Source organism: Myxococcus sp. AS-1-15 (assembly GCF_020037055.1).
Classification (GTDB): domain Bacteria; phylum Myxococcota; class Myxococcia; order Myxococcales; family Myxococcaceae; genus Myxococcus; species Myxococcus fulvus.
The window spans coordinates 82747-98442 of sequence record NZ_JAIQDF010000008.1 but is presented as its reverse complement, the minus strand read 5'-3'; the positions used below and the strand labels follow the sequence as shown (position 1 = coordinate 98442).

Below are 15696 nucleotides of genomic sequence, written 5' to 3'. Positions count from 1 at the left end.
GGGAGGTTTAGAAAAAGCCTCCCTGACGCCTTCGTGCATCAGTCCAGGCGGACAGGCGTCGCACTGCGGGAGTGAGCCTGACAGCCATGGGACGAAGGCGGAAACACGTCGAAGGGACAAGAGATGTGGCCGGTGCTCACCCCTGGCTGGAGGCAGGACAAACGCCAGTGCGAGGTGAGCCTGTCCTGGGCCGGAATCTACCCAGTCAGGGTCAATCCAGCCTCTCAAAACCTCGCGATGCTTGAGTTGCAGAATGGCTCGCCACTCGTCATCCAGCGGCCACGACGCACAGAGCCAGATGAACGGATTTGACACACCTGTCGAACCATTCACACCATGGTCTCGCCTCGCTCCCCTGATCTCGGTCCACGACTCAATTCCTACCGGATTGAGACTCGGGATCTCACCGCGTCCGGCGCCATCACCGCCCCACATCTTCGACGGGAGCTCGTCCCCCACTCCTCCGCGCTCGAGAGGCCGGTCGCCGGAGGAATCCTTGGAGCGCAGCTTGAGATACCCCTGTCAGCCGAGGTCAGCCGCACCTCGCACGCACTACGTGATTCCCCTCCTCCTGGCCCTGCTCTCCTGCGGCGAGCCGGAGCCCATCTCTGACGACGGGTTGGAGACGACCACGACCCAGAAGAAGCTGTCCGCCCAGGTAAAGGTGAACCGGGCCGTGGCGGCAGGTGCCTACCACTCATTGTTCCTGCAGAAGAACGGCGAGGTCTTCGCCTGGGGACAGAACCTCGTCGGACAGCTCGGCACCGGCAGCATCAACTCCACGCCGGTGGCGAGCCCCACGAAGCCCGTGGGTCTGCCTCCCATCAAGGCCATCGCCGCGGGACAGACGCACTCGCTCGCGCTCGATGTGGATGGGAATGTCTGGACCTGGGGCAAGAACGACTTCGGCCAGGTGGGCCTCGGCACCACGGGCGGACTGGTGAACACCCCCGCTCGCGTAAGCGGGCTGTCCAGCATCCAGGCCATCTCGGCGAACGGGAACTTCTCGCTCGCGCTGGGCCAGGACGGCCGCGTCTGGGCCTGGGGGCAGAATGCCTCCGGACAGGTGGGCACGGGCGCGCTCAGCACCGCGGAGGCCACGCCTCGACAGGTGAACAGCCTTCCCACCATCCGGGCCATCGCCGCGGGTCACAACCACGCGCTCGCGCTGGATGCGGATGGCAAGGTGTGGGGCTGGGGACGGAACGACTTCGGGCAGGTCGGCACCGGTACGGCCGGAGGCACCGTCCTGACTCCCGCGATGATGGCCACCCTGTCTGGCATCACGGCCATCGCGGCGGGCGCGGCGCACTCGCTCGCCATCGACGAGCAGTTCGGCAACGTCTGGGGCTGGGGCCAGAACTCCTCGGGCCAGGTCGGCACCGGGACGACGAGCACCACGCCGGTGCTGCAGCCCTCCGCCGTCTCGGGCGTGTTCGCCGCGACGCATATCAGCGCGGGTCACGCCTTCTCCCTGGTCATCATGGGGAATGGCCACGTGAAGGCGTGGGGCCTCAACGCCTCGGGACAGCTCGGGCACGGTGCCCCGGGTGGCACGAGTGGAGCACCTGTCGACGTACTCGGACTCCAGGACGTGATGGCCATCTCCACGGGCTACCACCATGCGGTGGCGGTGCGCCCGGGCTGCCCGGTGTGGACCTGGGGCAACAATGGTCAGGGACAACTCGGCACGGGCACCTACGTCACGACACCGACGTCCTCACCCGTGACGACGTTGGTCCTCAACACCTACTACTTCGACGGCGACATGGACGGCTTCGGCGACGAGTTCTTCAGCGCCGAGGCCTGTGAGGCTCCCTACGGCTATGTCGAGGACACCGACTGCGACGACTTCAATCCGACCACGTACCCGGGCGCGCTTGAGGCATGCAACGGCGTCGACGACAACTGCGACACAGTGGCTGACGAGGGAGACCCGGGCGGCGGCGACGAGTGCGTCACGGGCCTGCTTGGCGTCTGCGCAAAAGGGACGACATCTTGCACGCAGGGCAGCCTGGTGTGCACGCAGAACCAGACCGCGTCCACGGAGCAGTGCGACAGCCTGGACAACGACTGTGACGGAGAGGTGGACGAAGGCAACCCGGGTGGGCTCCAGGCGTGCGCCACGGGTGGCGTGGGGGTCTGCGGTGAAGGCGTGACCTACTGCACGCACGGCCTCGTCGAGTGCGTGCAGAAGTACGGCCCCACCGCCGAGGTCTGCGACGGCCGCGACAACGACTGCAACGGCCAGCCGGATGACGGCCTGACGTTCTCGACCTGGTACCAGGACCTGGACCACGACAACTACGGAGTGGCCTCGCAATCCGTGCAGGCCTGCGTGCGTCCGGCGAGCCACGCGGCCCAGGCAGGTGACTGCGACGACACGCGAGCCACCTTCAACCCCGCGGCCCCCGAGGTCTGCGACGGCCTGGACAACGACTGCGATGGCCAGGTGGACGAGAGCCTGACGCGGCAGACGTGGTACCGGGACGCGGACGGTGACGGCTTCGGCGTCGCGAGCGACACGGTGAGCGATTGCCGGCAGCCCGCGGGCTACGTCGCGGTGTCGGGTGACTGCAACGACGGCAGCGCATCCATCAAGCCCGGCGCAGCCGAGGTCTGTGACGGCGTGGACAACAACTGCAACGCGCTGACGGACGAGGGGCTGCTGGGCACGTACCACCGGGACGCGGATGGCGACGGCTACGGGAGCGCGAGCCAGTCGACCCAGGCCTGCGCGGCGCCCTCGGGCTACGTGGGGAACTCGACGGACTGCAACGATGGCAGCGCGGCCATTCACCCGGGTGCCACCGAGGTCTGCGACGGCATCGACAACAACTGCGCGGGCGGCGCCGATGAGGGCCTCGCGACGCAGACCTGGTACCGCGACGCGGACGGCGACAGCTACGGCAACGCCAGCGTCTCCACGCAGAACTGCCGCCAGCCCTCGGGCTACGTGAGCAACGCCTCCGACTGCAGCGACAGCAACTCCGGCATCCGCCCTGGCGCCACGGAGACCTGCGACAGCGTGGACAACAACTGCAACGGCTCCGTGGACGAAGGTGTTACCTCCACCTTCTATCGGGACGTGGATGGAGACGGCTACGGCAACGCGTCAAGCAGCACCCAGGCCTGCTCGCGGCCCTCCGGCTACGCGACGAACGCCACCGACTGCAACGACGGCAGCGCGGCCATCCACCCGGGCGCCACCGAGGTCTGCGACGGTGTGGACAACAACTGCGCGGGCGGTGTCGACGAAGGCCTCACGACGTACACCTGGTACCGCGACGCGGATGCAGATGGATACGGCAACTCCAGCGTGTCCACGTCGAGCTGTCGGCAGCCCTCGGGCTACGTGGGCAACGCCACGGACTGCAACGATGGTGCGTCCAACGTCCGTCCTGGAGCCACCGAGTCTTGCGATGGCCTGGACAACAACTGCAATGGCTCGGTGGACGAGGGCGCGATGCGCACCTGGTACCGGGACACGGATGGCGACGGCTACGGGTACCCGACGAGCACCACCCAGGCCTGCTCCCCCCCTGCCGGCTACGTGGCCAATGGCACCGACTGCCATGATGGCTTCGCGACCATCCATCCGGGAGCCACGGAGGTCTGCGACTACATGGACAACAACTGCAATGGCTCCGTCGACGAAGGTCTGACGGTGCCCACGCTGTACCGCGATGCGGACGGCGATGGTTACGGCAACCCGAGCGTGTCCACGAAGAGCTGCGGCCCATTCGCCGGCTACGTCGCGAACGCCACGGACTGCAACGACAACAACTCAGCCATCCATCCGGGACGGATGGAGATCTGCTGGGACGGCATCGACAACAACTGCTCTGGACAGGTCAACGAGAACTGCGGCTCCCCTTGCCCAGAGCCACCGGAGTTCTCCTCGGCCCATGGAGTCTCGACGATGGTCAAGTGCGACCCCTTCATGCCGAGTGAGTACGTGAGCGAAGAAGTCCAGTAGGCCCCACGACCACACGGAACGGCGTCAGGAGGACGCACCCTCCTGACGCCGTTGCGTGAATAATTCCCGCGAGCCCCCGTCCAGGGGCACGGAGGATCCACCCCTACCCCAGGGCCGGACCCCTACAGGCTCCTCCGGAGGCATTCCACACATGCACGCGCGCCCGTGGTGGGCAATCGCGCTCGCGGGGACACTCGCGGGCTGCATCGTCGAGTCCGGGCTGGACGACCCGCCCGACTGGGACGACGACCCCAGCGAGCCCAGGCCCGACCCCAGCAACCCCAGGCCCCAGCCGAGCGCCCCCGACTTCCGGGTGGAGCTCGTCTCAGGCCCCTCCGCCCTGGGGACGGGTGAGCAGCGCGTCCAGGCGCGCCTGTGCAACGACGGCGCGGGCTCCGGCATGACGGACGCGGCCTTCTTCCTCACCGCCTCCTCCGCCCCTGGCGCCTCCGAGTTCCACCTGGGCGCAAGCCCCCGCTTCTCCCTGCGCGCCGGCGAATGTCGCGAGGTCTCCGCGTCCGTCAGCGCCCGCGCCATCCCCGAAGGCGACTACTTCCTCAGCGCCCGCGTGGACCCGGATGGCCTGGTCACCGAGGACAGCGAGGGCAACAACATGCGCCTCGGCAACGCGGTGTTCGTGGACCGCACGCCGCCGCCCACCCCCGCGCCCACCTGGGCCCAGGCGGGCACCGGCTCCACCCGCGCCCTCACCCTCCACACCGAGGCCGGCGCCACGGTCCGCGTGTACCAGGGCCCCGGCTGCACCGGGGCCGAGGTCGGCTCCACCGTGGCCAACGCGGGCAACTACTGCGAGGTCCCCGTCTCCGTCCCCAACGGCCCGGGCGCCCGCTACTCCGCGCGCGCCTACGACGCCGTCGGCAACGGCTCCCAGTGCAGCCCCGCCGTCGACTACCCCTACGGCCCGGGCACGCCCCGGATGGCGCCGGTGCTGCTGAGCACCTCGCCCACGTCCCCGGGCGGGAGCCTGCAGCCCGTCTTCCACGGTCGCGCCGAGCCGCGCGTCACGGTGGAGGTCTTCCGCACCGCCAACTGTCAGGGCCCGGTGGAGAAGACGGTGACGACTGACGACATCGGCCTGTTCTACGCCCAGGTGAGCGTGGCGAAGAACGCGAAGGTGACGGTGTCCGCCCGGGCGACAGCCGCGGGTGGCTACGACTCCGCGTCCACCTGCTCCAACCCGCTCGAGTACCAGCATGACGGAGAGCCGCCCGAGCCGCCGCGCGTGACGGACGTGAAGTGGCAGTACCTGAACGATGGCCAGCAGCTCGTCATCACGGGCACCGCGGAGCCGCACGCCACGGTGGGCATCTTCGTCGACGTGGCCTGCACGGGCACGCCCACGCGCACGGTGCAGGCGGACGCGCAGGGGCGCTTCAGCACGGTGGCCCCGTTCGGTCCCGGTGGCAGCCACCGCGTGTTCCTGGCGGCGAAGGACGCGTGCGGCAACGTGTCCACGTGCGCCGAGGGTCCCGCGTACGAGCTGCGCTGCCCGCCCGGCACGGCGGACTGTGACGGCCGCTCGTCCAACGGCTGCGAGGTGGACCTCACGGCGAACCCCAATCACTGCGGCACGTGCGGCAACTCGTGCCAGGACGGTCCCTACGCGGACGGCGTCTGCGTGGCGGCGACGTGCGGACAGACCTGCGTGCCGGGCTACTACGACTGTGACGGCAAGGCGTCCAACGGCTGCGAGTCGCGCACGGTGTGCCAGCCCACCAACACGTGCACCATCGACAAACCGAGCGAGCTGATGATCACCCACCTGTCCGTGGTGGAGGACCCGGTGCGCACGGCGCCGGGAGGCGCGTGGCACTTCGGCACGGTGATGCGCGAGCTGAACGGCGGACAGGACCCGTCCGAGCTGGTGCGCGCGTGGCTGAAGACGTGGCTGGAGAAGCAGCACGTGAACGGGCTGACGATTCCGCCGCGTCCGGAGATGCAGACGAAGGTGCTGGGGCCGTGGGAGACGCGCAGCGGCGGGCCGTCGAAGCCGCTGGACTTCAACTCGGCGCCGTTCCGGCTGCTGGCCATCGTCAACCGCATCGACCTGCGCGAGCAGGGGGTGACGGCGGGCGAGGGGCGCTTCATCTACGGCGTGGTGGCGCCCAACGGCGAGCCGCTCGAGTTCACCGTCATCCTGGAGTACGCGCTGCCGGGCACCACGCCCGAGGCCATCCAGCGCTGGGCCTCGGACTGGCATGCGCTGGGCGCGGTGAAGGTGGGCAACGCGGGCTACAACGCGAAGCTGCAGGCGCTCACGGACCGCTTCGTGAAGGCGGGGGTGATGACGGGTCGGCACCAGGGCAGCGCGCTGAACCAGATTCGCACCAACGAAATCGAGCTGGAGGAGCCGTGGGAGCTGCGCGAGTTCGTGCTGTCACCCCTGGGGCTGATGCCGACGACGATGAAGCTCACGCCGGCGAACCACTTCGAGAACACGCAGATGCTGGCCAGCTACCTGACGGAGAACTCGGCGGCGGTGCTGGAGGAGCGGCACACGGTGCCCGACAGCATGGGGGGCATCCCGTTCCTGGGGGCGCACTCGCTGGTGCCGCTGGACTTCTTCTGGCGCGCGCCGAACGTGTCGAACGAGGTGCGGCACAAGTTCTCGCTCAACACGTGCAGCGGGTGTCACGCGGGTGAGACGCAGACGGAGTTCGTCCACGTGTCCGCGCGGGCCTCGGGCAGGACGTCCACGCTGTCACCTTATCTGCGAGGCACCACGGTGACGGACCCGGTGACGAAGTCGATTCGCACGTTCGACGACCTCACGCGCCGCGCCGAGGACCTGAAGGCGCTGGTGTGCGCGCCCACCACGGGCCTCAAGTCGGTGGGCCTGGCGCCCTCCAACCTGCCGCGCGCCCGCGTGCACTGAAGCACGAGGACCCGAGCCGTCCGGAGCGCGACTTCGCCCCCGGGCGGCTCATGTCGAGGTGGAGCCAGGCGTCGCCTCGGCACGCCATCGCTCCAACAAGCGACGCCGATGGGCGGGCGAGATCTCCGCGCCGTAGGTCCGGTCGAGGAGCCCGAGCTTCCACTCGGCGGAACCCATCGTCAGCCCCTGCTCCCGTAGCGAGGCTGAGACCAGCGCACGCGCGGCGGAGAACATGTCGGCCCCCATCACGAGACGCTCTTCCCCTGACTTGCGCAGGAGCAGCGAGCGAACGAGAGCCTCGGCACGAGGCAGGGTGTCCTTCATGGCTTCACCGTCTCCAACAAGGACTCGATTCCCAGGTCCCGAGCCCAGTGCATCAGATAGGCCCAGTCCATCGAGGACGTAGCATCCACGATGTTCCGCACATCTCCCATCTGCATCTCGGACAGACTGTCCCGCGCCCAGTAAAGCTTCGAGAGTACCAGGTCCTCAGGCGAGACAATCCAGATGCGCTGTCCCTGGAGCTCGACTGTTCGCCGCCTGCGAAACTCCTCCTGTCGATACGCCGACCTCTTACGGATGACACAGTCGACCTTCACGACCGTTTCGAAGTGGATGAGGTTGAAGAGCGACTGGTGTGACAGCGCCTCGCGAATCTCCTCTTCATCGATGGAGAAGTCGGCCTGGAACAGCGAGAGAAGGACTGGAACCTTCGGAGCCTCCAGTTCGACGACGATGTCCACATCGCGAGTCATGCGAGGACGCGCGTAGAAGTTCATGGCCGTGGAGCCACTCAGCATGTACGGGATGCCTGCCTGCTCCAGCCTGCTCCCCACCAGGAGGAGGACCTTGAGGTAATCGTCCACGCGCGGAAGATAGCGCGTTCAGTCGCCGTCGGCCCGTCTTGACCCGCCAGCCCGCAGGGCTGGCAGGCCCCACCTCCACTCCAAGCCTCACCGCCCGAAGCCACCCAGGGCCGTGCGGCTGAAGCTCGCGCCGCCCTGGCTCACCTTCACCGCGGACTGGCTGAACACCTGGAAGGCCGAGCGAATCTCCCGCTCGGACTGGCCCGGCGTGAGAATCCACGCGTCCTCGATGCCCATCTGCTGGAACACGCGCCGGAAGTTCGTGCTCCCGTCGTCGATGCCCATCGCCGCGACGATGTGGTTCTCCGCCCGCCGCAGGTCCTTCACCACCGCCGCCACGTCCTTCGCCTGCGCGCGGCTCGAGTGCATGTCCGCGCCGTCCGTAATCAACAGCGTCACCGTGCGCACCGGCACGCCGTTCGCGCTGAACTCCTGGGACTTCGCCAGCACCGTCCCCAGCAACACCACCGCCTGGTCATACAGCGGCGTCCCCTGGTCCGCGCGGTAGTTGCCCGAGTGCATCCGCACCACGTCCTCCAGCGGCCGGTAGGGATTGAGCACCTGGCCGTTCAGGTAGCGCGTGTGGAAGAGCACGCCGTCCTTCTGCTTGCTCGCCAGGAGCGAGTCGAGCACCAGGTTGTGCCCGTCACACACCGTCTTCGTGTGCCCCGACGTGGAGATGCTCCCCGAGTCGTCCGGCATCACCGTCACCAGCACCACCTCGCTGGCCTGCACGTCCTCCACCCGCACGCCCAGGCCCGCCTGGATTTGCGCGCCCAGGTCCACCACCGTCAGCGCCTGCAGTCCCGCGGGGCTCAGCACCCCTTCGGCGTGCGCATCCTCGAAGAGCTGCGTGGCCGTCCGGGGGCCTCCACTCGTCGTCCTGCTCATGTCCTGCTCTCTCTTTCTCCCTCATCGCGAGGGCATGGCTCCGCCGCCCCGCCCCACCTGAGACAGGCGCGGTCATCGAACTCACGACACCACCGCGGCTCAGCCGATGCGCAGGTCCGGCCAGCTCGCCAGCGGGTCCGTGGACCGCACCAGGTGCATGCCCGCGTCCGCGAAGCGCTTGAGCGCCGCATCCGCCTGCGGCGTGAAGTCCGCCGCGAAACCACCCTTCCCGTCCGGCACCGTCACCGCCGACATGCAGTCCGTCAGCAGGTACACCTTGCGAGCCAGCGCCGCGTCCTGCGCCACGATTTCGCCGAGCAGGTCGTCGATGGAGCTCTTCACGCAGTGGCTCGCGGCCTGTCCGCCAATCACCACCGCGTCCGCCGTCAGCAGCGTCTTGAGGAACTGGGTGTTGCGCTGCGCCAGCGGCTGTCCGTCATGCCGGCTCATCACCTCCGGACGCAGCACCGAGTAGTTCTCCGTCAGCGGATTGCCGCCCTTCACCTCCGCCCAGGACTGCATGCCGCGCACGTACGAGTGGAACAGCCGCGCCTCCTGCACCACCCCCGCCAGCGCGTGCCCGTCCCCACCGAGCAGGCAGTGCGGCGGCCACAGGTACAGCGTGTACTTGCCCGCGCGCTCCAGCTCCTCGCAGTAGTACTTCACCTGCTTGAGCAGCCACGGGTAGTTGCCACCGCACAGCCACTTCGCCATCGCCGGGTTCGGCTTCGCCTGTCCTCGCTCAATCTGCTCGCGAGTCACCTCGCGGTACGGCGTCAGCGGCTGGTCATCCTGGTCCACCCAGAAGGACGGGAAGAAGATCTGGTACGCGAAGTGGGTGTCGAGCGTCGCCGTCACGTTCGTGAGCGTGCCCAGGTTCTTGTAGATGAACTCGGCGATGCGGCGGCTGTCCTCCACGGCGCCGCGCCCGCTGCGCCCCGCGACGTAGAGCGAGCCCTCCGGGAAGCAGAAGTCCTTCTGCACGTCGATGAGCAGCAGGTGCAGGTTGAATCCATCCGACGCGGCCGCGGTGACACCGTTCGCGCTGCGCCAGGTGCCCGCCTCCATCTGCAGCTTCCCCGCGTCCGGCCCGTAGCTGTACCTCCCCGCGTGCTCCGCCCGATAGAACCCAGGTACCGGCAGCTCCTTCACTTGCTTCCTCATCGCACGACCCCCTGTCATGTAAAGACATCCACCCGGCTCAAGCCATCCGCAGCGCGGTGAGTTCCTGTCGCCCCACCACGACCAATCCCTGACGCGTCAGCAGGAGCCGGGCTCCCGCGTCCACGAAGGGCTCCGCGTCGGGAAAGTCCCGCACGGCCTCCAGGCGCCCCTGTCGCAGCTCCACACGGGTCAGCCCTGCGTCCGTGGCGCAGAACAGCGCCTCGCCCACCGCGCACCGTCCCGTCCCGAGCGCGCCGCCCAGCCACGAGCCATCATTCGCCTCGGCCACCGCCTGCGCCCGCACCGCGCCATCCGAGCCGAGCACCACGCAGTGATGCACCGTGCGCCCCTGCGTCTGCTCGGCGAGGAACAACCACGCCAGCGACCCGTCGAAGAGACAGTCCGCGTCCACGAGCTGCCCCGACGGCCACGGCAGCGTCAGCCCGTCGCGCAGTCCCAGACGCTCGGCGTCGAAGACGAACGCGCCTCGGAGTCCACCCGCGCGATGGAACCCCAGCCCGAAGCGAGGTCCCACGAACAACCGCGTCTGCCCTTCCAGCACATCGCCGATGCGCTCCGGCCCGTGCACGCCGTCCCGCCACAGTCCGCCCCCCACCGCCCAGTAGCGATGTCTCGCGTTGGCCGCGAAGGCCGGGCGTCCCTCGGGAGCGTCCACCCCCAACCGCTCCCGCTCGCCCAGCGGCCCCATCACCGCCACCACGCCGTCCCGCCCCACCAGCGTCACGTCCCCCTGGAGCGCCCAGTGCAGCGAGGGGTCCAGCGGTCCTCGCATCACCACACGGCCGTCCCCTCGGCGATAGGCGCCATCCGCGTGGTAGAGCCAGCGCGGGACACCGTCCTCCACGCTCGCGTGCACCAGGACTCCGCGCGTGGCGAACAGGCGCGTGGCCGTCACCTGACCTCGCGCCGAGGTGACGGACGTGGTCTGCGCCACCGCGTTCGGCTGACACGTGGGACAGGCGCGCCGGGCGTGCTCGACACCACACGACGCGCACTGCGTGAAGCGCAGCCCCTCCAGCAGCGGCAGCGGGAAGGCGCCGCGCAGGTCCTCCACGAAGACGCGGTGGAGGTGGTGGAGCACGTCATCCGGGAGCGTCCGCATCGGCAGCGCGGGCTTCGGGTACTGCACCTCCTGATGGAAGACGGTGATGCGCTGGAGCAGCCGCCCCGCGGTCGTCGTGCGCGCGGACGGGGACTTCGGTCGGTGCACGCCGCCATGCGGCCCCACGCACAAGAGTGACTGCATCGCCGCCACGGTGAAGCCGTACCAATCACTCTCACTCGACGCCGGGCGCGTGGGCACCAGGCTCTTCCCGTTCAACCGCACCGGGTCCACGAAGCGCTCGGTGAACAGCGCGCACAGGAACCCTCCGAACTGGAAGCTGTCCGCGTCGATGAGGTGCGCGTCCGCCGCGCCCGTGACGAGCACGTTGAGGTCGTTGAAGTCCCCCACCACCACGCCCGCCGCGTGGACTCCAGCGAGCGTGTGGTGCAGCGAGCGCAGCACCTCCACCGCGCGCGCCGAGGTGGCGCCCGCGCGACGGAACGAGGGCTCACCGAAGCGCCGCAGCGACTCCACGCCGTCCAGCTTGCGCATGGCGTACCCCAGCACCGTGCGCTCCTTCTTGTCCGTGGCCAGCGCCTGCGGCACCACCACGCGCCCGGGCAGCCCCGTGGGGAACACGCGCAGCTTGCGCTGGTGCTCGTCGATGCGGGCCCGCGCGGCCTCCTGCTCCACCGCGAGCCCCGTGTAGTCCGGGTGCTCGGGCGGCTTGAAGACCTTGAGCGCGCGGCCGTCCCCCAGGTCGAACACGTCCGCCTCGCCGCCCTTGCCAATCGCCCTGGCGGGGTCCAACCGCACCTTCTTCCCCTCGAGCCAGACGTCCATGGCCTCACGCCCTCCCCATGCGACGGCGCAGCACCACCAGCGTCGTGTCGTCCGGGAGCAACCCCGGCGTGCGCACGAGCCGGCGTGCATCGAAGTCCGCGCGGACCGACTCGCGGTTGAGCATCGCGAGCCTGCGCCGGAGCGCATCCGGGTTCTCGAAGTAGCGCGCCTCCGTCCACAGGCGCGACAGCGGCCCCACCCGCTCGTCCCCCGAAGGCATCACCACGTCCGCGAGCTTCGCCAGGTCCGCCACGCCGTCCGTGCCGAGCAGGAGCGCGTGCACGTCCTCCGTGGGCACCAGCGCCTGACGCACGAGCGGCGTGTCCTCCTCGCCGCGCGACAAGGCATACGCCAGATACGGCGGCGCGTTGTTCTGGAAGGGCCCCAGCGCATGCACCTCGCCGTTGAGGGCCCACACCCCATCCCCCGCGGAGAAGACGAGCGTGTGAGAGGGCGTCATCACCGCGCCCACCACCGTGAAGAGGAAGTCCCCCAGTGTGTCGCGACCGAGCTCCCCCCGAAGCTCGCTGAGCAGACACAACACGTCCTCTCGCAGGCCGGGCAGGAACCCGGATTCATCCACACGCTCGTCCTCCGCCAACCGCGTCAGCGCCGCCTGTGCCACCCGGCGCACCCCCAGCTGCGCCCCCAGCTCGCTGCACGGCTGACTGCCACACCCGTCCGCCACCACCGCCACCAGCCCGTGCTCGCTCGTCCGCACACACCACGCATCCTGGTTGTTGCGGCCCGCCCGAGCATGCTCCCGGCCGAGCACCGAGCCCGCGGCGACTTCGAAGGGCAACGAGGACATGGCTCTCCCCTGGCCCGCGACGCGGGCAATGGCAGACACGGACGTGGACTCGCGGAGCCTCATGGCCCCTGTTCGTGTATCTACGACACCAACATAGTGTCGAAACTACACGATGTCAACGCGAGCGCGTCTCGCCCTCCGGGGAGGGGCCGTCCAGGGGGCTCAGAGCTCGAAGTTGAAGCCGGCCTTCTCCAGCTGCCGGTACTTCTTGTGGTCGAACCGGTAGAGGCGAGCGGCGCGGTGGGAGACGTCCTGCTCCACCTCGTCCAGCTCCTCGAGCAGGTCCATGGCGAGTATCTTCTTGCGGAAGTTGCGCTTGTCGAGCTCGCGCTCCAGGACGATTTCGTACAGGCGCTGGAGCTGGGTGAGGGTGAACTTGGGCGGCAACAGCTCGAAGCCGATGGGCTGGTAGCGCACCTTGCCCTTGAGGCGCTGGAGCGCGGTGTTGAGGATGTCCGCGTGGTCGAACGCCAGCTTGGGCGTGTCCCAGACGGAGAACCACGCCGCCTCGCGCGCATCCGTGGCCGCGCGCAGGGTGTGCGCGCTGAGCTTCACCAGGGCGAAGTACGCCACCGTGACGACGCGACCCCGAGGGTCCCGCTCCGGCGCGCCGAACGTGAAGAGCTGCTCCAGGTGCCCGGGGCGGATGCCGGACTCCTCCTCGAGCTCTCGCCGGGCCGCCTCGTCCAGCGACTCGTCCATGCGCACGAAGCCGCCGGGCAGGGCCCAGCGTCCCTGGAAGGGCTCCACGCCGCGCTGGATGAGCAGCACCTTCAGGTCGTCGTCATCCAGGCCGAAGACGACACAGTCCACCGTCAACGCCGGTCTCGGGTACTCGTAGGTGTGGCTCACGGACACCGGGCATAGTGTCCGGAGCACACCCGAGTCAACGCGCCGCCGGCGGGAGGCTCAGGCCTTCACCATGCGCGACAGCTTGTGCCAGTCGACCAGCTGCACGCTCTCCTCGGCCAGGTCGAACTCCACCGAGCGCCGCAGACCGATGACGTCGCCGCCCATCTGGAAGGGCACCTCGCGGTCGAAGTCCATGCGCAGCTTCTGCACGAACCAGTCGTTCATGTGCGGCAGCGGGTGCTCGCCGCGCCACAGCTTGAACATGTTGCGCGTGGCCTCCAGCACGCCCGCGCCGTACACGCGCACGGAGAGCCGGTGCGGCACCTTCTGGGCGAAGGGGAAGGCCTTGAAGCCGAAGCCCCACTCGGGCGTCGTGGCGGCGCCGGCCACGCCCGCCGGGCCCTCGTACAGGAGCGCGCCCTTCTCGCTGTTGGGCACGGGGACCACGTGGCCCTTCGCGTCCACGGTGAGCGCCGCGTCGCCCATGTTGTAGACGGACACGCGGGGGTTGCCGCCGCCGAACATGTGCCGGGGCACCGTCCGGGTGAACATCGCGGTGAGGTAGCCGCGCAGACCCGCCTGCTGGCTGCGCAGGGGGCCGGAGGCCGCGAGCTGATCCTTGAAGTCCTGAATCATCTCCGCGTCCCAGCCGGTGCCCGCGAACGGAGCCACCTTGCCGTCCACGCGGACCAGCGAGAAGGGCCGCAAGGGCGGCAGGTCGTTCTTCATCGCGGCGATCTGCTTGAGCGCCACGGAGGGCTTCGGGGCGCCGGTGACCCGGGCCCAGGCGTTGCCGGTGCCCATGGGCAGCACGCCGATGGCGGGCAGCGCCACGCCCGCCGCGCGCAGCTCGTTGAGCAGCCCGGTGATGGTGCCATCGCCGCCGCCGGCCAGGAGGAGCGAGGGCGGGTTGGGCCGGAGCTGGTCGGAAATCCAGTGACGGGCCTCGTCGAGCGAGCGGGTGAGCGCCACGCGGGCACGGGGGAGGAAGCGCTGCACCAGGCCGCCGACTCCCTCGGAGCCACGGCGTGCGCGCAAGTTGACGAGGACGGCGATGTCGGTCATGGCGGCCGGACTTTCCCCGGGCCGTGTCATGGCCCGGTCACGGGACGCGAGGGACTCGCCCCGTGACGACAATGTGTGTCTCACACGCCCAGTGCGTGGGCGACACGTGCGCCGAGCCGCCCTCGGGCTTCCCTCCTCCCCAGCCAGGCGGCCGTGGCGACCACGCCCCCCGCGAAGAGGAGGCGGCGCAGGGCTTGCTTGCCCTTCGAGTGGTAGCCGCCGGACGCCGCGGTGCCCTCGGGCATGGGGCGGAAGAGGCTGCCGGCGGTGGCGCCCTGGCGCTCGTCCTCGAAGTGATGGGCCTCGGTGGCGCCGTTCATGGTGCGCTCGAAGGTGCGAGGCATCAGGCCGTGCATGGCGGCGAAGGCGCGGGCGGCGGGGCCGACGAGGACCTCGGCGCGAGGCTTTCGCAAGACGAGGAGGATGCTCCGGGCGACGCGCTCGGGGGTGTAGACGGGCTCGACGGGGCGCACGCGCCAGCCGGTGTAGTTGGCGGTGTGGTGCCACAGGGGCGTGTCGATGGCGGCGGGCATGACGGTGCAGACGTGGATGCCGGTGTCGAGCAGTTCCTGGCGGACGGAGGCGGTGAAGCCGCGCACGGCGTGCTTGGAGGCGACGTAGGCGCTGACGTAGGGGGCGGTGACGGCGCCGAAGGACGAGGAGACGTTGACGAGGGTGCCGTAGCCCTGGCGGCGGAACTGGGTGACGGCGGCGCGGGTGCCGCTGACGGTGCCGAAGAAGTTGGTCTCCATGAGCTGGCGGAAGGCGTCGTCGGGGGTCTCCTCCAGGCTGCCCATGAGGTAGACGCCGGCGTTGTTGATCCACGCGTCGAAGCGGCCGAAGGCTCGCACGGCCTCCTGGGCGAGGGCCTGGACGGAGGTGGCGTCGGAGACGTCGGTGGGGACGGCGACGGCGCGGACGCCCCGGGCTTCGCACTCATGGGCGAGGTCCTCGAGCGGGTCTTCGCGGCGGGCGGCGAGGACCAGGTGGGCGCCCTTCTTGGCGAGGGCGAGGGCGGTGGCGCGGCCGATGCCACTGGACGCTCCGGTGATGACGACGACGCGGTTCTTCCAGGCACGCTTCATGGGTGCGAAGTCTCCCGTGGGTGAGTGGTCGCGGCCGTGGCGACGGACCCCTTGGACCAAGATGGGGATGGAGGCGGGCGGCGCCCCGTGCCCCGTGGGGCTCCCCAGGAGGGCGGGCGGCGGAGCGGTTTCCTCGTCCGGACCGGGGGTCCCGGCGCGGGACGGGTCCGTGTGGATT

General features: G+C 69.5%; 11 protein-coding genes. 2 read left to right on the top strand and 9 right to left on the bottom strand.

Annotated features, from left to right (window positions below; genetic code table 11):
* The first annotated feature begins 556 nt into the window (after positions 1-556).
* Complete coding sequence (locus K8625_RS21990; protein ID WP_223783796.1) at positions 557-3979, top strand: MopE-related protein; 3423 nt, start codon at positions 557-559, stop codon at positions 3977-3979.
* 151 nt (positions 3980-4130) lie between these two features.
* On the top strand, positions 4131-6875 hold the full coding sequence (locus K8625_RS21985; RefSeq protein ID WP_223783795.1) for a CARDB domain-containing protein: 2745 nt from the start codon (positions 4131-4133) through the stop codon (positions 6873-6875).
* A 48-nt stretch (positions 6876-6923) separates the two neighbouring features.
* On the opposite strand, the gene K8625_RS21980 is transcribed toward K8625_RS21985, so the two are convergent.
* The 9 genes from K8625_RS21980 to K8625_RS21940 form a co-directional block, all read right to left on the bottom strand.
* Positions 6924-7199: a hypothetical protein gene (locus tag K8625_RS21980; protein ID WP_141332213.1), complete on the bottom strand. Its 276-nt coding sequence runs from the start codon at positions 7197-7199 to the stop codon at positions 6924-6926.
* The gene (locus K8625_RS21975) at positions 7196-7741 is read right to left on the bottom strand and encodes a nucleotidyltransferase family protein (protein ID WP_141332214.1); all 546 of its coding nucleotides are present in this window, start codon (positions 7739-7741) and stop codon (positions 7196-7198) included. Before K8625_RS21975 ends, K8625_RS21980 begins: the two co-directional genes overlap by 4 nt.
* Positions 7742-7828: 87 nt before the next feature.
* Entirely contained in the window at positions 7829-8632 is an 804-nt protein-coding gene (locus K8625_RS21970) for a hypothetical protein (protein WP_046716976.1), read from the bottom strand.
* A 99-nt stretch (positions 8633-8731) separates the two neighbouring features.
* Positions 8732-9796: a nicotinamidase gene (locus tag K8625_RS21965; protein WP_223783794.1), complete on the bottom strand. Its 1065-nt coding sequence runs from the start codon at positions 9794-9796 to the stop codon at positions 8732-8734.
* A gap of 37 nt (positions 9797-9833) precedes the next feature.
* Positions 9834-11705 carry a hypothetical protein gene (locus tag K8625_RS21960; protein WP_223783793.1) on the bottom strand — a complete coding sequence of 624 codons (1872 nt, stop codon included), beginning with the start codon at positions 11703-11705 and terminating at the stop codon, positions 9834-9836.
* Between the two features lie 4 nt (positions 11706-11709).
* Positions 11710-12516, bottom strand: a complete 807-nt coding sequence (locus K8625_RS21955; protein ID WP_223783792.1) for a protein phosphatase 2C domain-containing protein — start codon at positions 12514-12516, stop codon at positions 11710-11712.
* A gap of 162 nt (positions 12517-12678) precedes the next feature.
* Complete coding sequence (locus K8625_RS21950) at positions 12679-13368, bottom strand: NUDIX domain-containing protein (RefSeq protein ID WP_141332218.1); 690 nt, start codon at positions 13366-13368, stop codon at positions 12679-12681.
* 57 nt (positions 13369-13425) lie between these two features.
* On the bottom strand, positions 13426-14433 hold the full coding sequence (locus K8625_RS21945) for a diacylglycerol kinase family protein (protein ID WP_223783791.1): 1008 nt from the start codon (positions 14431-14433) through the stop codon (positions 13426-13428).
* 80 nt (positions 14434-14513) lie between these two features.
* On the bottom strand, positions 14514-15518 hold the full coding sequence (locus tag K8625_RS21940; protein ID WP_223783790.1) for an SDR family oxidoreductase: 1005 nt from the start codon (positions 15516-15518) through the stop codon (positions 14514-14516).
* Positions 15519-15696: the final 178 nt, after the last annotated feature.